Below are 20416 nucleotides of genomic sequence, written 5' to 3'. Positions count from 1 at the left end.
CTTAGGCTCCCGCTGGCGCGGGAGCGGCGCCGCTGACGCGGCGTCAGCCGGGGGGGTGACGGCTGCGCCGTCACCGTGCGTGGTGTGGCCCGGCTGCGCCGGGCTTGGGCGGTGCATGGCTGGGGGAATTCGCCTGCGGCGAATTCGCGGGCGCGGCCCGCGCCGTCGGGGCGGGCGTCGGGCGTCGCTGCGCTCCGCCATTCCAGGGGAATTGTCCCGGGCCTACGGCCCGTCAATCGGTCGGCTTTCCGGCCCTGTTCGGCTGGGCTTTTCACGGCCCTACGGGCCGCTTTGCTGGCCGCGCTTTCCGGGCTGCGCCCGGGAGTGAGCGTTGACGATGTGACGCGGAATTCGGGTAGCGGCCCATCCCTCCGATCGGGAGGGGGTGCCCGCCCGGGCCTGCGGCGCCAGGCGTTGACGATGTGTCGCGGACTTCGGGTATCAGTCACAACCTCACCCCCCTGGCCCCTCCCCGGTACCGGCCGATGGCCGGTACGCCGCCTGGTTGCTGGGCTGTCGGCCCAGCCGCCGCCCTCCGAACGGGGCCTGCGGCCCTCGGGGCCACCTTCCGGGCCGCCGGTCCGGCTCGGGCCTTCCCGGCCTCCGTGGCGGACCCTCACAGGCGCCCCGCACGGCGGCCCCTGACGGGCCCTCAACCACAGATTCGGGACCGGCATCCGAAGCGTATTCGGCGGCCTTTCCCCGACTTCCGTACAGCTCTATCCTACCGGCCCCCGAACGGGCACGAGACGCAAACACACAACCTCGCCGCAACCACCCATCACGGCTCTATCCGGCTGTCCTCCCGGCGAGAATGCGAATTCCCTTCCGCTCTCTATCAGGGCGAAATCAGAAAGCCCCGCGCGGCACAGCGGGCAGAAATCCAATTCAGGCACGCCGGAAAGGGGCCTAGGGCCCTCGCCACCGACACCGCGACCGCCAATCCAGACCACCCGGAAAACAGCACGCACCGCCAACCAGGCAATTCACGGAGCAGCACCACCAAGCCGAACACCGGGCAGGACGGACCGGGGACGGCGGCCAGGGCGGGCGCGGGCACGGCGGGGCGAGACGACCAAGCCGGGCGCACCGGGACCGGCTGACCTGTGACAGCGAAGTCGGGACGGTTGACACCGAAGTTGGGAAGCACGGTGGTTCGTGACAGCGAACATCGGGTGTCCGCAGGTCAGCGCTGTTTTTCTCTTCCGAGCCCGGAGCCAGACACGGCACCGTCGGGGGTGGCGAGCGACCACCCCGCCTTCCCCGGCCGACGCTGTACACGGCGGTCGAGGGCTGGACCCCCTCCGGCGGATCACGGACCGTGTCTTGCCGCCGCCCACTTCCGTTCTCAAAGGAGGGAACCCAGAATAACTACCCAGCTGCGGCGTCCAGTTGGCGAGTGAAAACGATGCCGCCATTCGATGGCAGCACGAACCGTGAACAATGGGGGAGCCATGGATAGGATCAATCCGGCACAGGATCTGCTCATCGAGTCGACCGCAGAGCACCTGGACCAACTGGCCACAGCCGACTGGTGCGGGCCCGGGTGGTCCTGGAACATCGTCCACTTCCCGCTTGGCCGGGAGTCCTCTGCCCAAGCCTGCAAGACGTTCAGGACTGCGGACGCTGCCCGTTCGGATCTCCAATGGTTCCTGGAGCACGACATGGTGCCTCGTGGCTTCGCCCCCGCACAGTTGGCCAAGGCGCTGAGGAGAAGCAAGGCCGAAGAACTGTTGATTGTCTCCAGGTCAGACGTGGTGCTCGGCCTGTACCGGGTCGGCCCAGGGCTGAAGTCGGCCGAGGCCGGAGCCCGGTTCTACAACTCATGGATCGACGAGATAGACGGTCATGAGGATCTCAGGTGGGCGCTGATCGGGGCCAGGAAACCGATCCTCATCGAGCGCTGAGCCAGCCTCCACGGCCCTACCCTGACGCGGACGCGTCAGGGTGGCTGGCTGGGCACGGTGCTGACCCGCGAGGATGTCGATCCCCGCGGCGAGCTGGTCTTCGCCTGCCTGCTCCACCTGGCCGGCCACCCGCACGAGGCCCAGTGGTGGTGGCAGTACGCGACAGGTGCCGGCACCGCTGCTGCCGCCTGTACCTGCACCACATCGGCCGCGGTGAACTGCGTGAGGCAGAGTCGGCCGATGGAAGATCAGCGCGGCCTCGGCCTCTGCATCACCGCCGCTCTGACCTGGCCGGTTCCCAACTTCGATGTCACGGAACTGCGTTGTCCCGGCTTCGGCGTCAACCGTCCCAAGTTCGCTGTCACGGGTCACCGGTGTCCAGTGCCACTGAACCTTGACCGGTTGCCACTGAAGATTGACCAGTGCCCAGTTCGTGCCATCGAACCTTGACTCTCCAGGTCAGCTCCCTGACCGGTACGGCCAACAGCGCGGGTATCAAGGACCGGCGGCTGGCCAGCCGGGCACCGAGGACTGTGTCCCTGGCGGATCGCCTCCGCCGAGAACCGGTTCGACCTGGTCGATCAACCTTAAGTGGCACGGGACCAGCTACTTCTGGCTCTTCAGCAGTGCGTAGAGGAGGCCGATGACGCCAGTACCCACCAGGATGGCGGCGCCGAGCTGGGGGTTGTGGTAAGCGATGTAGGTGGCGGCGCCGCCGAGGGCGAGCAGAACGATGGCGGACAGGCTGATCAGGTTGTTCATCGGTGGTCTCCTGCGTTGGTCGGGGTGTGGGCATGTCTGCCCTTCACGCAGAAGACGGCGGGGTTGTCGAATTTCACTGCTCTGCGATCGCGGTGCGCACCGGCAACGACCTTAGGAGCGGGCTTCGCGAATCACACCGGGCGCCCGCCTGCGGTGACCTGCAGCGACAATGTCTGGGGACGGCAAAATCCACCCCATTGCTCGCCGGCTCAACCGCCCACCTGGGTGCCGTGCGGGCAGGTACGGAAGTAGGCGGCGGTCTTGTCACGGCGGTCTTCCCGTGCCAGCTGCCGTGGTTCACCTGGCGGGCCGGCTGATCCCCGGGGAAGAGCGACGAGGCCTGCGGGTTGGCGGTGGTCGTAGGACTTGAGCAGCGCGGTGTGGGGGCTGAGCAGTCAAGGTTCGATGGCACGAACTGAGCAGTGGTCAATCTTGAGTGGCAATCGGTCAAGGTTCAGTGGCATCGGACAACCGGCCTGGCGGCCGGCGGATCGGCGCAGCTGGTGCAACACGGCACTGCAACACGCCCGCCCCGGGCCCTCCCAGCCACATAACGCCTGGTCAGACCCGCAACACGGCCCCGTGTTGCACCCTGGTGCAACACCGTGTTGCACCCGCACCCACCACCCGGCCGCCCACCACCGGCCGCCGAGCACCACCACCAGCACCAGGCCGCCGAGAAGGCCGGCCTTCTCGACAGCCACCACCGAGCATCAACCGCAGCCCCGCCCCGGCACCCTGTCGCACCCACCTGTCGCACCCAGCCCACACACAGGGGATCAGGGGCATCCGCCCACGTCACACCACACGAGACCACCCCATCGCGACAGGCACCGCGACAAGGGGCGCGACAACCCGCCGACTACAACCGAGCCGCCACCAGAGCGGCCTCCACGGCGGCCTGACGGCCACCCAGCCGTCCAGCCGGAACGGCGGTGCCCAGCAGCACCCGGACCGACCCGGACAGCGGGACGGCGCGGCCGAGCCGGGCGCAGCGGGACGGCCTGGCGGCCGACCAGGACGACGGCCGGGCCCAGCAGCGGACGGGCAGGCAGGCGCCGGGGAAGCGGGGAGCCGCCGAGGCCGGCGGCCCGGACGGCGGCCACCGAGAAGCACCCAGCCCGACCCCACCAAACCGAACACCAACCCCCGCCACCACCACACCACCGCAATTCCAACCCGAATTCACACCACCACCCGGCGGCCAATCCGCCAAAACAACCACACGGAATTACCAGCGGAATTCACCCCCGAAAACCCGCCCACAACACCCCACTCGCACCCGAGACGGCGTCGGCGGCACCGGACGACAGCCACCACCACAAACAGTCACCACACCAGCCGCCCGACCCCACCCACCCGACGCCCCCGACAGGCACAACCAAAGGTCCAGACAACACCACGAGCAAGGCCAAAACACCCCCACCATAACCAACAGGTCACACCTGACGGCCCTTCGCCGGGTAGAGCTTGGCGTGCAGCACGCGGTCCTCCCACCACGGGTCATCCGGGGTGGAGACCAGCGCGGCCACCAGCTCGCATTTGGTCGGGGCGGGCAGCACCAGCGGGCCCAAGTCCTTGACGGCGCGGTCCTGTTCGCACGTCGGGCACTCCAGCCGGTCCGGGCTTGCCTTCTCCCGCAGCTCCAGCTTCGAGCCCTCCTTCCCGCCGATCGAGCCCCGGCACGGGCACAGCAGGCGAGCGGTGCAGCACTCGTTGGAGTGAGCAGGTCACGCCTGGAAGGCAAGGGCCGCGGCGGTGTTCACTCCGACTGTTGGTGGGGGAGAGATGGCGAGTCAGATCCGATGGACGCGAGGGGGCGGGGATGGGAAGGAAGCGCAGGTCGACGGCGGCCAGGCGGCGAGCGGCCAGGCTGAAGGTGCTCGGGATCGGCGGGTTGGCGGCAGCCGCCGTGCTGCTGGTCGTGTTCTGGCAGCTGGTGTGGGTGTACGTAGTGGTCGCGCTGGCGGTCGCGGGCCTTGCGACGGGCGGCTGGACGCTGTGGCGCAGGGACCGGACCGCCCGTCAGGAGGACCGGCGGTGGCGAAACCTGGACGCCGTCGCGGCCGGGCACCGAACGCTGGCCGAGGTCGACCGGATGACCGGCACCGAGTTCGAGGACTTCGTGGCCGCCCTGTGCCGGCGGGACGGCTGCACCCAGGTGGAGCGGGTCGGCGGGGCCGGCGACAACGGCGCCGACATCAAGGGCGTCCTGCCCGACGGCCGGACCATGATCGTCCAGTGCAAGAGGTACAACCCGGGCAACGCCATCCCCGCCCGGGAGATCCGCGACATGATGGGCGCGCTCCAGCACCACCGGGCCCAGGTCGCCGTGTTCGTCACCACCTCCCGCTTCACCCGCCCCGCCCAGAACCTGTGCACCGAACACGGCATCTGGGCCCTGCACCGCGACCTGCTCGGCCTCTGGAACAACGGCGCGAGCCTGCTCTCCTTCCCCCAGATCAACGGCGCCGGCCAGGGCGACCGCCAGCACCAGGCACGTTGGAAGCGCACTTACCAAAAGTAAGACGGCCCGGCCGAGCACGCGGCCCGCACGGCCAACGCCCCGCAGCGCCTCCACGCTCGGCAGCTGCCGGCCACCGAGCTGGAGAGCGGACGGGCCCTGACGGGTACTCGGTCGAGGCGTGGCGGGCGCCGGTGGCCTGCGGGCACGGGTTGACGCGACAGCGGCTGGACGCGAACCGCGAGCTCGGGCTGTTCGCCCTGCGGATGGCGCGTGGGTACATCACCGGCCAGGACGCAGAGGAGGCCCTGCACATCCTGAGCGAGGAAATCAGCAGCAGCGCAGCGAACCGAACCCGGCCGGGCCGGGCCGGGCCGGGTGGAGAACGGCGTAGCGGCGGCCAGTACCCGAGGACGGGGCGCAGACGAATGAGCCGGACCGGCTGGGGACGGCGAGCGGACGGCGGCGAGCAGCAGGCCACACAGCGGGCGACGGACCGGGCGCATCAAGGACGCCATCGCGGCGCTCCAGCAGCAGCCAAAGAAATCGGTCGACGGCCCCTGGACAGCTACCAACCCCGCCTGAACGGCAGCTGACTCCCTCCGCCTCACGCATGAGGCGGAGGAGCGGGCAGGCGGGCGATCCGGTACGGGCTCCCAGCCGGGTCATCCACCCCGACCCGACAGACCGCATCCGGCCGCCAGGCGCCATCCAGGCCCGCCCGACGAACCACCACCCCCACCACGCCCAGCAGCTCCTCCCGGGCGGCCGCACAGGCCGGGTACTGCGGCTCCGCCTCGACATGCAGCTCACCCTCGGAGTCGTAGAGCCCGCCCGGCAGCCCCTTGCACGTCCAGCACGGCGGCTGCTTCGCGGGCGACGCGGTTGTCCGGCACGACCAGGTGTGCCCGGAGCCGTTGGATCATCGGTCTGGGATCTCTTCTGTGATCCAGGCATCGGGTACGAGTGCCTTGCCGTTGCTGCGCCGCCACCGGTCCCGGACCGCGCTGCGGAACGGCTCGTCGTCGAGGTCGGCATGCTCCATCACGATGACCTGGAGGGCCCCGTCGAGGGCGTCGATGGTCCGTTGGACGGTCTGGTAGAAGTTCAGCAGCGAGGCACGGTCCTGTCCCACGAGGACGCTGTCGTCGGTGGCGTCTTCAGGGAAGTACACCTGGGAAGGCTGATCGAGGATGAGGAAGCGGGGCACTGGGTTGTCCTGCTCGCAGAACCACTCGTGCAGGCTGAGCAGCGTGGCAACGTGGTAGCCCATCCAGTTCTCACCACCGCCCATGTCGGACAGGCGTTCCGGCCCGCGGCGGGTGTCGGCCACCACAGTCAGTGCACGCGGGTCCAGACGGATGGGCGACTCACTGTGCTCCAGTTCCAGTGCTACTGCCTTGTCCTTGATCTTTTGGTTGATCAGGGAGATGTAGCTGCTGAGCCGGTCGTCGCGTGCACCCACGCCGATCTCGTCTTCGAGTTCGGCAATCTTTTCGGTGAGCTCGTCGCGGCGGTCGACGATCTGGGGAACGTGGATGTGGCGGGCCGCAGTCTCCAGGAAGAGGCTGATGCGGCCTTGGACGATGGCCGCGCGCCGGGAGGTCTCCGGGTGGTCTTGGACGACGCGCTGGCCGGCGGTGAGGGTGTCCAGATGGTCCTGATTGCGAGCCAGGGCCTCGCGGAGCTCCTGCAGGGTGCGTTCTTCGGCTGCGATGAGGGCGTTGATCTCGGGGGTGTCATTGCCGATGACGGTCATCTCGGCATCCAGGCGTGCGAGGTCGCTGGTCATGACCTCAACGGCTTGACCGATGTGGGGGGTGGGGTTGTCGCACACTGGGCACCGCCTCTGGCCATCGCCAGCAGGGCCGAGCAGGCCGAGGGTGGCAAGGCGGGCGTGCTGCTCGGTGGCTTGGCCCAGGAAGTCGTCGTTCTCCTGGACGGCCCGCTTGAGGTTGGTGATCCCGGCACGGGTCCGGGTGAACTGTGCGCGAAGCGCACGGCGCCCCTCTATCAGCACGGCGACCGGATCGTCTCCTGTCTCTGGAAGGTGACCAGGTGCGGTGACGTCCGCAGCACGGCGTAGATGGTCGAGGGCAGTCTCAGTTGTCATCTGCTCCGTGGGCACTGGTTCCAGCAGGCCGGCCTCAACGGCTTCGGTCAACAGGGCCAGCGCCTGACCGGAAGCGACTGACAGGCTGTGGACCGCGGCGAGCTGAGTCTCCATGTCGGCCAGTTCCCGGCGCAGCAGCCGCAGTCGGTGCTCGCGCAGGGCCTGCGCGGGGTCCATGGCGCCGAGGAAATAAGGGATCATCGCCCGGATAGTGGCAGGGCGGAAGTCCTGGCCTTGAGAGTGGAAGAGCAGGTCGGGGTTGGCGATCTCGTTCTGCTTTTGCAGGCAGAAGAAGAGGGCGTGGCGGATGGAGGGTGGGATCGGGCTGCTGCTGCGTACGGCGGGGATCCGGGTGGCGCGGTCGATGCCGGCGAACTCTGACAGCAGGCCCTTGGCGATATCAAGCGGAGTGGAGAACTTGATCTGCGCGTACGGAAGGGGCTGATCGCCGAGAGCCTGGACAGTCACGCAGAGGTTGGCCGTCGTGGCGGCCTTCCCGGTGGGGGCGGGGCGGGCGACAAACAACTGCTGCCGGTCCTTGACCAGGGTGACGGCAAAGACGTGGACGAAGTTGCGCAGCGCCGCGCCCTTGATGACGTAGTCGGTGCTGGCAAGGCAGTAGTCGACGATATTGAGCAGGGCGCTCTTACCTCGCCTTGAGTCGCCGGTGATGATGTTGAGCTTGCCGGTCTCAAGGGGGACGGTGCGGATGTGGCCGTCGTTGTTATAGATCGAGATGGCACTGATCTGGAAGGTCACGGCCGGACTCCTAGCAGGGTCATGACGGTGCTGAAGCTGCCGGTGCTGGGTAGCCAGCGGCCCAGCATGTGGGATGCCTTCTGGATGGCGACGACCTCCGGCGTGCTGCCGGTGGGCGCCGTGGGCAGCGCCTTGGGGCGCACGCTGAGATGCCCGTCGTCTCCGTATTCCAGAAGGCGGTTCTGCAGCGCCAGCAGGAGACCGGGCCGGACCACTGCGGCGAGCGCGGTGGCGTTCTGGGCCATGGCCGCCTTGACGGACTTGTTCTCCTCCAACCAGCGGGTCAGGCCGCTCCCGATGGTCTTCGGTAGAAGCTGGCGGATGGAGGGCTGAAGCGCCATGACCGAGGACAACACGGCCACTGCGGGCGGGCATGACCTGCCGTACTGCACTTGGTGGCCCTGAACCGCCCGGGCGGTGAGCACTGCGGTGAACGCCGGGTTGTACAGGGCCCGCTCCTCGCGGCTGAACTCTGCGAAGTCCGTCATCTGTGCGACACCGCCGCCGGCTCCAGTACGGCAATGAGCCGGGCGAGGAAGTCGATGTGCCAGCCGATGCGCAGGTCATCGGCGAGGATGTGGAAGGAGCCCTTGGAGACGAACGGCTCGTCGCAGTCGGGGCGGATGGGACGTCGTGCTTCCTTCGTCACCCACCGGTAGACCTCCTTGGCCGCGGCCACCTTCTCGGTCTCCGCCGCATTGGGGCCGAGGTTGCCCTCCATGTCAGCGAACAGGTCCTCCCATTCCTCGACGAGTCGGCGCTCGTAGCGGCCGATCTCCCCGGTGAGCAGCAGGTTGTCGTGGGACCAGCGGGAGCGTTGGGTGAAGGCGCGGATGTAGTCGCGCACCGCGATCCTGACCTGGGCGCCGCCTGCGTTGATCAGCCCCAGCTGGCGGACGAAGGTCATGTCCGTGTACTCGGAGGGGTCCGGTTCGAGGGTGGCGATGTCCTCGTCGATCGGAAGGTTTCCTGGGCGGAACTGGTCACGCAAATCGGTGAAGACCTGGTCGAACTCCTCGCCAGTGACCGCGTCCATGTCCTCGGTGCGCAGTTGCCGAATGGTGCGCTGGTAGAACCAACCCTCCAGGCGTTCCAGGAACGGCCCGGCGTAGCGGTGGCCGACCGCCGGCACGACCCTCTCCAGAAGCAGGGCCTCCATGGCGTCCACGTCGGGGGCATTGCCGATGACCTGCACCCGGGCGAGCATGGCGCGCCGCTGCTCGGCGCCGAGCTTGTCGAACTCCTCGTACGCCTTCTTGTTGTCCTTACTGATGGAGGTCTTCCTGGCCGCCTCCAGCGCCTGCAGGGCCTGCTCCTCGTTCCTGACTCCTGAGGCTGCAGGCTGCAGCATGAAGCCAGCGGAGCCGGGCGACAGCTCGGCAGTCGTCAGCAGCAGCAGGTCAGTCTCCTCCAGTTCCACAAGCTCGGTGGTGACCGCATATGCCCAGATCCGCAGCGTCTTCCACAGGTCCGTGCTGGCGTCCGACATCTTGGTGCCCGGGGCGCGGTGTTTGAGCTGGTAATAGACCCGGCCGCCTTCGGTGACCTCCTCGACATCGTCGCCGGCTTCGATCGCGATCCCCCACTCAAGTCCTCGGACATGACGTTCGAGGCAGGCATGGAGCGCCTTGCGCAGCTGGTAGACATAGCCGACTGCGGAGGCCGATGCCTCGAAGGGCGCCGTCTTGTCTGCCATGTGACCCCCGTGTTCAGCAGCGTCTACTTCGGGTGGCGACGATCTTTTCACAGGAGGCACATCTCCCGTCACCCTCAGGACAAGCTCTTCGTGATCACCTCCAACGACTCGCCGCCAATCGAGCCGCGCATCGGCGGCGAGTCGAGGATCGGACGGCCCAGGTCTCGGTCGGCGGGCGCGGGCCGGCTGCTGTACAGGGCCAGCTCCAGCCGATCGGGGGCGGCGGCGGGGTCGGGGCGGGTGGTGTCGGTCATCGCGCGGTGCCTCCGGAAGTCGGGAACGAGGTGCGACGGCCGTCCCGGCCTGGGTGGGCCGGGACGGCGGGATCTTGCGGGAAGGGTCAGCCGGTGACGGTCTCGGCGTGCCGGGTGAGCGCGTCCAGGAGCGCGGCCTGGTGGTCGGTCAGCTTGCCTTCGGTGCGGGCCTTGTCCTGCTTGCGCAGCCACGTGCCGGGGCGGAACGCGGTGTCGTCGCCGAGGCCGGTGCGGTTCACCGGGCCGTCCAGGGTGCCGCCGGCGGCGAGGTAGGCGAGCAGGCGGCGGTAGGAGCGGTTCCAGTCCGGCTCCAGGCGCCACAGCTCGTCCAGGGCGTCGAGCTTCGCGACCTGGTCGGTGGTGAGGTTGTCGGCCTTGCGCTGGCGGCGCATCCACGCGCCCACCGCGTAGTCGTCCAGCTTCGCGGTCGCCGGGATCGCCAGGTGGCCGTGCTGGTGGTGGAACGCGGCGGCGTAGGCGGCCCCGCGTTCCCAGGCGTTGGCGTTCTTCGACCAGATCATGCCGAGGGCGTCCAGCTCGCTGATCCGGGCGGCGTCGAGCAGGCCCTGGCCGTGGAGGTGGCGTTGGCGGGTGAGCCAGGAGATCAGCTCGGCGTGCTTGGTCTTGTCGGTGGGGTCGAGGTGGCCGTGCTGGAGGTGGAAGATGGCGGCGACGGCGTGCATGCGCTGCCACTCGACCGCGCGCGGGTTGAACGCGCGCAGCTTGACGGTCTGGAGGATCCGGGCGGCGTGCTGGCGGGCGTTGATCCGCAGCCACTCGATCGGCGACTCCACCGGAGCTGGCGGCTGCTCCCCCTCGCCGCCGGGCTCGCCGGCCTCGCTCTCGGCCGGCTTGGCCGCCGTGGTGTGGGCGGTGCCCTGGGAGCGGCTGGCGCGCAGTTCGGTGATCCGGCCGACCACCCGGGCGTCGTGCGCGGCCAGGGCGCGCAGGACCCGCCAGATCGTCCGGAAGCTGCTGGCCTCGATCTCGGCGTCGGCCTCGGCCTTCACGGCCTCTGCGGCGTCGTGGACCTCGGCCGGGTCGGCGGCCGCCGTGTCGTCGCCGACCTCCGGCGTCGGCAGGTACACCGGGATGATGACCCAGGACACCTTGCCCTGCTGGTAGGACTGGCGCAGCGCCCTCCCGACGGCCTGGACGATGTCGATCACGCTCGACTTCGGGTCCGCGAAGCACACCGCATCCACGGCTCGGACGTCGATTCCTTCTGACAGGAGGCGAGCGTTGCAGATGATGCAGCACTCCTCGCCGTCGTCGCCGGTGGAGGCCTTGAAGGTGGCGAACGCGGCCCGGCGGTCCTTGAGCCGGTCGGTGCCGGCCACCGCGAGGGCGGTCAGCCGCTCCGGGCGCTCCGCGTCGGGCAGCAACTCGGAGGCCCCCAGCAGGGTGCTCGCGAACTCGCGGGCTGCCGTGACCCGGGAGTGGAAGGTGATGACGCGGCGCAGGTCGAGGTCGGCGATCGCGCGCAGGACCGCGATCTGCAGGGCCAGGCGCAGGAGTTCCTCGTTGCTGCGCTGGGAGCGCAGGTCGGCGACGGCCGGCAGGTTCAGCAGCTCGCGCAGGTCCTCGTCCGTCACCACCGGCACGAGCACCCGGTAGTCGGCGAGGTAGCCGTGCTCGATGCCCTGGCTGAGGGTCCAGCTGAAACAGGTCTTGCCGTAGATCGTCTCGTCGTCCATGGAGCAGAGGACGGGCAGCGCCTGGCCATCGGCGTCGGCGAGGTCGGCCAGGCCGTCCTTCGCCCGCCGGTCGTCCGCGATCCGCGGGGTCGCGGTGAAGTACAACCGGCGCTTCGCCGGGACCTTGGCGTCGTCGTGGACCGCCGCCCACGCCTTCCCCTCGGCGCCCGCCGTACGGTGGGCCTCGTCGATGATCACGAGGTCCCACCGGGCCAAACCCCAGCCCTGGTGGGCCTGGACGATGCGCTCCAGCGAGGCGTAGGTGGCGTAGACGGTGACCGGCTGGTCGTCCGGGGCGCCGTTGACGAGGTCGGTGATCCGGACGGCCTGCGTGGTCACCTTGGCGTGGATCCGGCCGCCGGCTTCCGCGCTCTCCAGCGCCTCCTCCCGCGAGCACGCCGCGACCGCCAGGCCCCGACGCCCGCCGCGCAGCGACCAGGCCTCGGCGGTCTGCTCCAGCAGCTCGATCGTCGGCACCAGCACCAGCACCCGGCCCCGAGCGGCCAGACGTCGGGCGCAGCCGGCCGCGATGAGGGTCTTGCCGGATCCGGTCGCCGCGACGACGGTTGCGCGGCCGCCGTCCTTCACCTCGCGCACCGCGGCCGCCACCGCGTCCTTCTGGAACCAGTGCAGCGGCAGCGGGTTCACCGCGGTAGTGCCGGACGGCTGCGCCGGGACCGGCTGAGCGGCTCCGGCGCGGAACGCGACCGGCACGCCGGCCTCAGTGACGGTGGTGGTCTCCACGACGGTGCTTCTCCTTCGCAGGCTGAGACGGCGGGGCCGGTGCGGGCGGGGCTGTGGGAGGGTCGGGGCGGGCGGCCTCTCCCCGGGACCAGGTCATGGATGGGAAGAGGCCGACCTGTGACTGAGCACTTCAGATGGCCAGTTGAGCAGCCGTTTCAGCGGGCTTGTCTCCCCATGCGGCTCACCACCGCCCGAAGGCACTCCCGGCCGGCTCTCACGCTCGCGTCCCGCACACCCGCGGCATTGCCGGACGCCGAGAGGCTCTGAAGTCGCTGCTCCTCGGCTCTAAACCCGGCACCCGCGATGTTCTGGTCCAGCATGCCCATCGCGGTGAGCGCCGCGTGGCCGCACGACAGCGCATGGTCGGCGCTCCCGGAGCCGTTGGCCAGCAGGGCGTACCGCAGGACCAGGCACGCGAAGAACGTGTAGGTGCCGACGATGTCGGTGATGCCGTCCTCGGTGAGCTGCAGCTCGGGGAACCCCTCCAGCAGGCGTGCCCGGTCGGCGGCGTCGGACAGCGGCCGGTCAGTCCCCCAGAGGTCGAGCACGGACTCCGTAAAGAGCTCCACGTCGGCTTCCCGGCCCGCCTCACCCGTGCGCAGACCGAGGAACAGCGGAGCCATCCGCTCGGCGCAGGCCGCGACATACAGGCGGACCGCCTCGTCTCCCCCGGTCTGAAGTTCCTCCACGACGTCCTCTTCGACCAGCGTCTTCACACGCCGTCCTCTCTGCGGGCCGTTTGCTCAACTGGCCAGTTCAACTTCTCACCGGCCGACTGAAACGCTCAGTCACAGCCGACCAGACCTACTGCTGGTCCTCGGGGATCCAACCCCTCACCTCCAGGTAGGCAATGTCGGCGTCCTCGACCGCGCGGCCGGTCTCCACCAGCCACTCCCGCATAGCCTCGGTCACGTCGCCGTGGTGGTCCGCGACCCGCTGGGACCACTCGGCGGCTTCGAATCCGCCGGTCGAGGCGGAGCCGTAAGTGCGCTCCTCCGTGCCGTCCGCGCGCGGGATGAACCCACGCCGGATACCGCCAGAGTCCTTCTCCGACCCGGCGCTGTAGACGTACTGATCGGCCTTCATCCGGACGGTGAAGGCGAGGCGGCCGCCGGCCTGGCCGGTCTCGTGCACCACCGGGGCGAGGTGGGAGGCGCCGGACTTGATGGCCTGCTTTCCCGCGCGGCCGGCCATCGACCCGCCCGCCTCGCCGACCGTGTCCTTGCCCCGCACCCGCACCTTCTGCCCGGTCTTGGTGCGGCGCCGGGCGGTGTTGGCCTCGGCGATCCCGGACAGGGCCTCCTCGTCGCGCTCGCCACCGCGCACCGCACGGACCAGCTGGCGCAGCGCGTTGACCATGCTCGCGCCCTTGCCCTTGGTGAAGAACTGGGAGACCAGGGAGGCGTCGCGGCCGAGCATCTTGGCGACCTGGCGCTTGGTGTAACCCTGGTCGATCAGCTCCTGCGTCAGCCTCGCGGCCTCGTTGGGGTTGTTCGGATCGGCCGGGCTCACTGGTCAGCTCCCTTCTCAACGGCGGCGGCGAGTTCGGCGCGGCCCAGGCCACGCAGCTTGAGGTACTGCTCCTGGCTGACCGGGTGCTCCACCGGGCCTGTCAGGTGGCCCTTGAGGAGGTAGTCGCCCGGCTCCCCTCGGTACGGCCACGGCTGGCGCTCCGTCAGGGCGATGCCGTCCGTGCCGAAGTAGACGACCGTGCCAGGCTTGGCGTGCAGTGCCCCGGCGTAGCCGATGACCTCCTTGCCCTGGCGGTACCGCATGTCCAGCAGCGCCGCCCGCGCCCCCGACCACACGTAGGCCGCCCACTCGGGGTGCGCGTACGGGTCGCGGGAGAAGCCGGCCTGCCGCTGCCAGGTCACCACCTCGCTGTCCTGGCCGAGGATCTCCACCCCGGCGGGGAGCGCCTCGCCGACCGGGGTGGTGCCGGAGACCAGGCGCGGGCGCTGCGCGAAGCCGCCCAGGCCGAACAGCAGCACCGAACGCACCGCCCGGGAGGCGAGGTAGGCCGCCTGCCGCTGCCGCTCGTCGCCGTGCAGCTTCGACAGGTTCGTGAGGTCCGCCCACGCCGACTTGAGGCGCTTGCCCCACTCGTCCAGCGGCTTGCCGTCCTCGAACAGCAGGCCGCCCAGGATCTCGACCTTCCACGGCATCAGGTGGTTCGACAGGGCGAGGTGAACCTCCGCGCCGCCCGCCCAGGTGGTGAAGGTGGTGCCCGGCTCCGAGGGGTAGACCCAGGCGCGGTCCCCGGTCACCGGGGCGGGCAGCAGGCCGACGTGGTCCCAGCCCTGAGGGACCGTCACCTTGACGTTCCAGTGCGAGCAAGACATCAGCGCCTTGACCTGCTCCTGCTCGGTCATCGCGGCGAACCCGGCCGCGGTGATCCGGCGCGGGGTGCCGACCGGGGACTTCCAGAGGTGCTTGGCGTAGGCGAAGGTGCGGTCGTACTCGACCAGCGCGGGCAGCTGCTCCGGCACGCGCGGGGGCAGGATCAGCTCGGTACGGCCCTGGCCGCCGGTCGCGTGCAGCAGCCCCCGCAGCTCCTCGGACAGCACCGGATAGCCACCCGCCCACTTGCCCGTGGTCGGGATCGTACGTGACCACAGGTCCCGGCCCGTCTGCGACGGCGAGCCCATCAGCACCGCGTCGTCCCAGTGCCGGCGCAGCGCCTGCCACAGCAGCGTGAGCGCCTGACGGCACGTCACCACGTCCGCGCCGTCCGGGTCGAACCACTCCCCCATCGACCGGATCTCGGTGCTGCCGCTGTCCGGGGCGGCGGCGGGGGCGTAGCGGCCGACCGGCTGGCGCTGGTGGACGAAGTGTCCGGCCAGCTTGTCCCGGCCGGAGCCGACGGCGGTGGTCCACCGCTCGGACTGCGTGTTCAGCCAGGCGGCGACCGCGTCCTTGAGCGTGGAGTAGCGCTCGGCGCCGTCGTGCCAGGGGGCGCCGGCCGTGATGTAGACCCGCTCCGTACCCGGCGCGGCGTGCAGGACCGCGTCCAGGATCTCGCCCGGGGTGCGAGCGCCGAGGTCCACCCGGATGACCTGGTCGCGCACCGCGAGCGTCCCGGCCGCCGCGTCCAGGAACACCGTGGCGCGGGCCTGCTGCGTGAAGTTGGGGCGCTTGGACACCAGACCGGTCGCCACGGCCTCGAACCGGGCACCGGCCGGGCCTTCGGAGAGGGTGGGCAGCTCACGCGGCCCGGCCTCGACCACCGGACGCGGCGCGGCCGCGACCGGAGTGACCGCATGCTGCCCAGTAGCGCCCGGGATCGACGCAGTGGTGCGGTCCGAGGCGGCTTGTACGCCGGGTTCTGTCTCCCCGGGGGCCGATGTGGCCGACCCTGCCTGCAGCACGGCGGACTGCTCGGCGCCGGCCTGGTCCTCAACCTCGGTCGGCGCCTCGGTCACCGGGGCGGCCGGAGCCGGCTGCTCGAGTACGGGGGCCGGGCGGGTCAGCGCCGGGGCGACCGCGACGGCGGGCCCGGCGACCGGCTCGGCCACGGACGCCGGGGCGGGCGCAGCGACGGCGGCGGCCTGGTCGTCGGTCTTGGCGGCGCGGACGGCGGCCGGGGTCGGGTCCAGCAGCGGCGCGATCCGCACCACGTCACCCACCGACAACCCGGAGGCCTTCGCGATGGCCGACGCCCCGGCGCCCTCGTACCCCGCCAGGCCGGCAACCCGTCGCGCACGCTGGGCGGTGAGCTTGTCCAACTCCTTCTGCGCAGCCGCGACCGTCTTCTCGGCGACCGTGATCTCGGTGCGCAGCTCGCGCAGACCGGCGAGCTCGGCGGTGTACGTCTTACGGTCCATCAGCGGGTCACTCCCCCTCGGTGGCGGGCTGGTCGGTGGTCGGGCGGGTGGGGACGTAGGCGATCGGGCCGCCCGAGACCGACGGCAGGCGCTTGCCGAGCAGCAGGCCCGCCAAACGGGCGTCCTCGGGGTCGGCCGGGTCGGCTGCGTTCGCGGGAGCGGCGAGGTCGGTCAGGTAGCCGGCCAGGCGCGCCTTCGGGAAGCGGAAGCGGGCCGCGGTGCCGATGGTGCCGTCGGCCTCCCACTCGGCCAGGCCGGTCAGCACCGCGACCACGAACCCGGCCACCGTCACCGGCAGCACGTCGCCGGCCGCGACCCGGGCCGGGTCGCACCGCCACCAGCCCGACAGCGCGGCCAGCAGCTGCACCTGGTCCAGGCCGGTGCCGAAGCCGATCCACTCCCGGTCCACCTCGTCCACCCTGGCGGGGGCGTCCGAGCGCAGCACCGCCACCTCGGCCGTGCCAAACGCGGTCAGGTCGGCGGCAGACCGGGCTTGCAGCTGCTGGAGGGCAGCGAGCGGGAACACCTGCCGGCCAGTCTCTCGCACGCCCGGGACCACGCCGGTGGCCAGCAACTTCTTCACCGTCGGGATCGAACACCCCAACGCCGCCCCGGCCTGACCCGTCGTCACGAACACACCCACAACCTCCACGCCTCTCCATCTAACTTAAAACGCTATGGCACTCGACTCTACGCCTCCCGGCCGACGCTGCTGGCGCTGAAGCCGCCTCACAGCGACAGCAGGTCGGACGCCGGGCTGGCTCAGCTCTCCAGCACGATCAGGCTCTGCTGGTCCAGGTTCAGTTCGACAGTCCCGCCACCCTGCGCCCGGAGCTTCGCCCAGGCTGCATAGCCGGTGAGGATGGCGCGCTCCCAGTCCGCAGCCCGGCAGGCGCCGGCTTCGAGGTGAGCGGTCATCTGGCTGATGGTGGTGAGCAGTTCCTGATCGACGTGCTGGACGTCTTTGAAATAGCCGTGCCGGGCGGCGTAAGAGAAGACGAGGGCCGAGATTCCTTCTTCGATGGCGATGGCGCGGCCGCCGTCTTCGGCCTCGTCGGTTTCGGGGCGGCTTCGGCGCTTGCAGCCGAGGAGAAATCGGGTGACAGGGGACCAGCCAAGGACGGCTGCGTGCGCGAGGTGGAAGGCGTCGTGGAATCGGTAGTCGTCCTCGATGCGGGAGGCGCTGGTGAGCGGGTCGCCTGCAGGGGTGCCGTCGGCGCGGGTGAGGACGATGACGGTGCGGCCGTCGGCGTTAGGGGTGGGGGTGAAGGTGAGGGTGGTCTTGCGGGGGAGCTGCTCGTGGTCGGGGTAGCCGTCGTCGAAGGCGGTCCGCTCACCGGCAGGGGTGGGGCGCCAACGGTCCTTGGTCTTCTCCAGGCTGGCTGCGGCGATGTCCTCCAGTGAGAGGTCGAATCGGTGGGCGAGGGTTGCGATGTACCAGAGGACATCGCCGAGTTCTTCGCGGAGTTGCTGCTTGCCCGGCTCGAAGGCGGTGCCGTCGCGCAGGCGCTTCTTGTAGACGGTGGCGAAGGAGCCGACTTCGCCGACAAGGCCGAGCAGCGGGATCAGGACCGGGTCCGTTCCGGGCGTCGCGGCTTGGAGGGTCTTGACGGCGGCTTGCTGGTAGCGCTGGAAGTCCACGCCTCTCTCCTTCTGTCTGATCTTGTGACAGGCCTGTCGGAATCCCCGACACTGTCGTAGAATAGGACATGGGCGTCGGGAATTCAGACGATTGGGGAAGAGCGCTGGACACGAACCGGCCCACGGTCGACGACATCGTCACCGTGATCATCGAGTTCCTCGCGGAACTGGAGCAGCAGGATGCAGAGGAGGTCCGGGCCGAGCTGGAGAAGGCCGGCACGGACCTCCCGGTGGACTCCATCCTGATCGTCGAAATCCTCACCCGTGTCGAAGGGCACTACGGCATCGGCATCCCGGCCGACGCCGAAGCCGCCCGGGCGACCCGGTCGGTCCATGCCTTCGCCGACGCAGTACTGGAAGCCATCATCGAAAGGCAGCAGTCATGACTCCACCGTCATCGGAGCTCCGCTCCCGCGACCCGGAGCTGGAAAGGCTCGGCGAGCGGCTCAAGAGCACCCGCGACTACCTGGGCATGTCCCAGCAGTTCGTCTCCGACAGCACCGGCATCCCCCGCTCCGCCATCAGCGACATCGAGCGCGGCGGACGCCGGGTCGACAGCCTGGAACTCAAGAAGCTCGCGCGCCTGTACCGGCGGCCGGTCTCCTACTTCCTCGCGGAAGAGGACGACGCCGACATCGGCGAGCACGTCCTCGCCGGCCTTCCCCGTGCCCTGTCCGGACTCACCAACGGCGACAAGCAGGCGGTTCTCGACTTCGCCGAGTACCTCCGGTTCCGCCGCGCTGCGGACGCGGAGAACGCCGAGGCCGCATCCCCGGAGCCGGGGCAGCCGCCGCAGTGAACTGGGACGTCGCACACCGGATCGCGAGCATCGCGGCCACGCAGGCCCACCGTGACCTTGCAGTGGACCGGGAGGACTACGTTCACGTCCATGCCGCGCTGCGGACCGCCGGCCTGATCGGGATGGCGCAGCCGATGCCCAGGCTCTTCGGTCTCTACATGGACGAGGACGACGACGGGCCGGCAGTCCTGCTGAACGCGGACCTGGATGTGATCACACAGCGGCATACCGCAGCGCACGAGCTGGGGCATCACCGGCTCGGGCACCGCAGCGCGGCGGACGACAACCTGGACCCGTCCGCTCGCTGGGGAGACCGGAGCTGGCCCGATCACGAGAAGGTCGCCGAGGCCTTCGCGGCGTGGTTCCTGATGCCTCGCCCGGCGGTGCTGCGGGCGGTGAAGCAGGTCGCGGGCGGTGCCGGCCCGAGCCGACCGGAGCATGTCTATCTGGTCGCCCGGGCGCTCGGGACGTCGTACGCGGGGACGGTGCGGCACCTGGCCCGGCTTCGCCTGCTCACACACGAACAGGCCGACCGCTGGCACGGGATAGCGCCCTCAGCTCTGAAGAGCTCGCTGTGCGGCGGGCGGAACGTGCCCTCTGGTTCCCACGTCCACGCCGTCGGCACCCCCTGCCACGGTCGCCGGGTCTACGCAGACACAGGCGACCTCCTGGTGCTGCTGATGCCCGGCGCCCACTTCGATCCGCCCCCGCCCGGGCTGGCCCTCTGGACCGGTGGTGCACCGGGAGACGGCCAGGGCAAAGGCCTCCCCCACAAGTGGCAGACCCTTCAGGTGACGGAGGACCTCGACGGTTCGGCAACGGTGACCGTCAACATCGCCGACAGTGACGACCCCTTCGGCCTGGCCGTCACCCGCCAGTCCCCGCGCACCGGGTCGGACGACATCTGGCCGACCTAACCTGCACCGCTCCCGGCACCAGACCCGTAAGGAGCACCATGCACACGTTCACCGTGGAAGAGCCCGATGTCACGAGCGCCTGGATCGCGGCGTGCAGGGCACTTGACCGCAAAGACAACACGGCACGCACCGGCTACCACACGGTGGTGAGGATCAGCGACGCCACCAAGGACGACCTGCGGTTCCGCGAAGACCTCGACCGCGTCCGCCTCGGCAAAGGCCATCACCCCACTGAGACGGTGGCGAGCACCATCTTCCCCGCCGCACTGGCCGACCGCTGCAAGAGCCACGACGAACTGGCCAGCCGCTACCGGAAGCTGTACGAAGCGGCCCGGCGGTTCCCAGGCAACAATCGCGGCACCTACTTCGGCCGCCTGGTCGACTACCCGGGCGCCAAGGGCAGCCGCATCGACCAGATCGGGAAAGTGATCGACCGGCTCACTCAGCAGAGCTCCAAGGCGGGTGCCATGACCGCAGCCTACGAGACCGACATCGCCCACCCCGACGACACCGTCACCACCGGCGCACTCGTGCACGCCCCCGACCACGACAACTCCCTACGCGGCTTCCCCTGCCTGAGCCACTGCTCGTTCCAGCTCGACCGGAACGGCGTCCTGCACTGCGCCGCCTTCTACCGCAGTCACTTCATGTTCGAACGCGCCTACGGCAACTACCTGGGTCTCGGCAGGCTCACCCAGTACGTCGCCCGGCAGGCGGGCCTGCGGCCCGGCGTCCTCACGGTCATCGCCGGCTACGCCCAGCTCGACGGTCCCATCACCCAGATCAGGCCTCTCCTGACGGGTGCGCAGCCGCTGATCACCGCATAGACGCCCCCAGGC

Annotated in this window: 19 protein-coding genes; 7 read left to right on the top strand and 12 right to left on the bottom strand. The window is 69.9% G+C overall.

Annotated elements, in window-relative coordinates:
• Positions 1-1454 precede the first annotated feature (1454 nt).
• A complete protein-coding gene (locus OG500_RS38000) occupies positions 1455-1907 on the top strand; it encodes a hypothetical protein (RefSeq protein ID WP_329587331.1) in 453 nt (150 codons plus the stop codon).
• A gap of 57 nt (positions 1908-1964) precedes the next feature.
• Positions 1965-2357: a hypothetical protein gene (locus OG500_RS37995; RefSeq protein WP_329587328.1), complete on the top strand. Its 393-nt coding sequence runs from the start codon at positions 1965-1967 to the stop codon at positions 2355-2357.
• 156 nt (positions 2358-2513) lie between these two features.
• Here OG500_RS37995 and OG500_RS37990 read toward each other — a convergent pair whose 3' ends face one another.
• Positions 2514-2669: a hypothetical protein gene (locus OG500_RS37990; protein WP_329587325.1), complete on the bottom strand. Its 156-nt coding sequence runs from the start codon at positions 2667-2669 to the stop codon at positions 2514-2516.
• Between the two features lie 1439 nt (positions 2670-4108).
• Entirely contained in the window at positions 4109-4231 is a 123-nt protein-coding gene (locus OG500_RS37985) for a hypothetical protein (RefSeq protein ID WP_329587322.1), read from the bottom strand.
• Positions 4232-4494: 263 nt separating this feature from the next.
• On the opposite strand from OG500_RS37985, the gene OG500_RS37980 reads away from it, so the two are divergent.
• Positions 4495-5196 carry a restriction endonuclease gene (locus OG500_RS37980; RefSeq protein WP_329587320.1) on the top strand — a complete coding sequence of 234 codons (702 nt, stop codon included), beginning with the start codon at positions 4495-4497 and terminating at the stop codon, positions 5194-5196.
• 859 nt (positions 5197-6055) lie between these two features.
• Here OG500_RS37980 and OG500_RS37975 read toward each other — a convergent pair.
• The 10 genes from OG500_RS37975 to OG500_RS37930 form a co-directional block, all read right to left on the bottom strand.
• On the bottom strand, positions 6056-8005 hold the full coding sequence (locus OG500_RS37975) for a DUF3732 domain-containing protein (RefSeq protein ID WP_329574929.1): 1950 nt from the start codon (positions 8003-8005) through the stop codon (positions 6056-6058).
• Positions 8002-8493 carry a three component ABC system middle component gene (locus OG500_RS37970; protein WP_329574932.1) on the bottom strand — a complete coding sequence of 164 codons (492 nt, stop codon included), beginning with the start codon at positions 8491-8493 and terminating at the stop codon, positions 8002-8004. The genes OG500_RS37975 and OG500_RS37970 overlap by 4 nt, the downstream gene beginning before the upstream one ends.
• Positions 8490-9701, bottom strand: a complete 1212-nt coding sequence (locus OG500_RS37965) for an ABC-three component system protein (protein WP_329574934.1) — start codon at positions 9699-9701, stop codon at positions 8490-8492. Before OG500_RS37965 ends, OG500_RS37970 begins: the two co-directional genes overlap by 4 nt.
• A gap of 74 nt (positions 9702-9775) precedes the next feature.
• On the bottom strand, positions 9776-9955 hold the full coding sequence (locus tag OG500_RS37960; RefSeq protein ID WP_329574937.1) for a hypothetical protein: 180 nt from the start codon (positions 9953-9955) through the stop codon (positions 9776-9778).
• Positions 9956-10041: 86 nt separating this feature from the next.
• On the bottom strand, positions 10042-12396 hold the full coding sequence (locus OG500_RS37955; protein WP_329574941.1) for a DEAD/DEAH box helicase: 2355 nt from the start codon (positions 12394-12396) through the stop codon (positions 10042-10044).
• Between the two features lie 155 nt (positions 12397-12551).
• Positions 12552-13112, bottom strand: a complete 561-nt coding sequence (locus OG500_RS37950) for a hypothetical protein (protein ID WP_329574944.1) — start codon at positions 13110-13112, stop codon at positions 12552-12554.
• An 88-nt stretch (positions 13113-13200) separates the two neighbouring features.
• A complete protein-coding gene (locus OG500_RS37945) occupies positions 13201-13908 on the bottom strand; it encodes a helix-turn-helix domain containing protein (protein WP_329574946.1) in 708 nt (235 codons plus the stop codon).
• The gene (locus tag OG500_RS37940; RefSeq protein WP_329574950.1) at positions 13905-16220 is read right to left on the bottom strand and encodes a hypothetical protein; all 2316 of its coding nucleotides are present in this window, start codon (positions 16218-16220) and stop codon (positions 13905-13907) included. Before OG500_RS37940 ends, OG500_RS37945 begins: the two co-directional genes overlap by 4 nt.
• 7 nt (positions 16221-16227) lie before the next feature.
• On the bottom strand, positions 16228-16851 hold the full coding sequence (locus tag OG500_RS37935; RefSeq protein ID WP_329574953.1) for a DNA-binding protein: 624 nt from the start codon (positions 16849-16851) through the stop codon (positions 16228-16230).
• Positions 16852-16982: 131 nt separating this feature from the next.
• Complete coding sequence (locus OG500_RS37930; protein ID WP_329574956.1) at positions 16983-17861, bottom strand: nucleoside triphosphate pyrophosphohydrolase family protein; 879 nt, start codon at positions 17859-17861, stop codon at positions 16983-16985.
• A gap of 68 nt (positions 17862-17929) precedes the next feature.
• Between OG500_RS37930 and OG500_RS37925 the strand changes: the two genes are divergently transcribed.
• The 4 genes from OG500_RS37925 to OG500_RS37910 all read left to right on the top strand — a co-directional run bounded on the left by OG500_RS37925 (position 17930) and on the right by OG500_RS37910 (position 20404).
• Positions 17930-18247 carry an acyl carrier protein gene (locus OG500_RS37925; RefSeq protein ID WP_329574959.1) on the top strand — a complete coding sequence of 106 codons (318 nt, stop codon included), beginning with the start codon at positions 17930-17932 and terminating at the stop codon, positions 18245-18247.
• Positions 18244-18660, top strand: coding sequence for a helix-turn-helix domain-containing protein (locus OG500_RS37920; protein ID WP_329574962.1), 417 nt, complete (start codon positions 18244-18246; stop codon positions 18658-18660). Before OG500_RS37925 ends, OG500_RS37920 begins: the two co-directional genes overlap by 4 nt.
• Before the next feature lie 158 nt (positions 18661-18818).
• Entirely contained in the window at positions 18819-19577 is a 759-nt protein-coding gene (locus tag OG500_RS37915; RefSeq protein WP_329574964.1) for an ImmA/IrrE family metallo-endopeptidase, read from the top strand.
• 38 nt (positions 19578-19615) lie between these two features.
• Complete coding sequence (locus OG500_RS37910) at positions 19616-20404, top strand: thymidylate synthase (protein ID WP_329574965.1); 789 nt, start codon at positions 19616-19618, stop codon at positions 20402-20404.
• Positions 20405-20416 lie beyond the last annotated feature (12 nt).

The organism is Kitasatospora sp. NBC_01250 (genome assembly GCF_036226465.1).
Classification (GTDB): domain Bacteria; phylum Actinomycetota; class Actinomycetes; order Streptomycetales; family Streptomycetaceae; genus Kitasatospora.
The sequence above is the reverse complement of the archived record's forward strand: the minus strand, read 5'-3'. Positions and strand labels throughout refer to the sequence as shown.

Coding starts and splice junctions, on each gene's coding strand:
- OG500_RS38000 (WP_329587331.1), top strand. CDS start 1,455: ATGGATAGGATCAATCCGGCACAGGATCTGCTCATCGAGTCGACCGCA.
- OG500_RS37990 (WP_329587325.1), bottom strand. CDS start 2,669: ATGAACAACCTGATCAGCCTGTCCGCCATCGTTCTGCTCGCCCTCGGC.
- OG500_RS37980 (WP_329587320.1), top strand. CDS start 4,495: ATGGGAAGGAAGCGCAGGTCGACGGCGGCCAGGCGGCGAGCGGCCAGG.
- OG500_RS37970 (WP_329574932.1), bottom strand. CDS start 8,493: ATGACGGACTTCGCAGAGTTCAGCCGCGAGGAGCGGGCCCTGTACAAC.
- OG500_RS37965 (WP_329574934.1), bottom strand. CDS start 9,701: ATGGCAGACAAGACGGCGCCCTTCGAGGCATCGGCCTCCGCAGTCGGC.
- OG500_RS37960 (WP_329574937.1), bottom strand. CDS start 9,955: ATGACCGACACCACCCGCCCCGACCCCGCCGCCGCCCCCGATCGGCTG.
- OG500_RS37940 (WP_329574950.1), bottom strand. CDS start 16,220: ATGGACCGTAAGACGTACACCGCCGAGCTCGCCGGTCTGCGCGAGCTG.
- OG500_RS37925 (WP_329574959.1), top strand. CDS start 17,930: ATGGGCGTCGGGAATTCAGACGATTGGGGAAGAGCGCTGGACACGAAC.
- OG500_RS37920 (WP_329574962.1), top strand. CDS start 18,244: ATGACTCCACCGTCATCGGAGCTCCGCTCCCGCGACCCGGAGCTGGAA.
- OG500_RS37915 (WP_329574964.1), top strand. CDS start 18,819: ATGGACGAGGACGACGACGGGCCGGCAGTCCTGCTGAACGCGGACCTG.
- OG500_RS37910 (WP_329574965.1), top strand. CDS start 19,616: ATGCACACGTTCACCGTGGAAGAGCCCGATGTCACGAGCGCCTGGATC.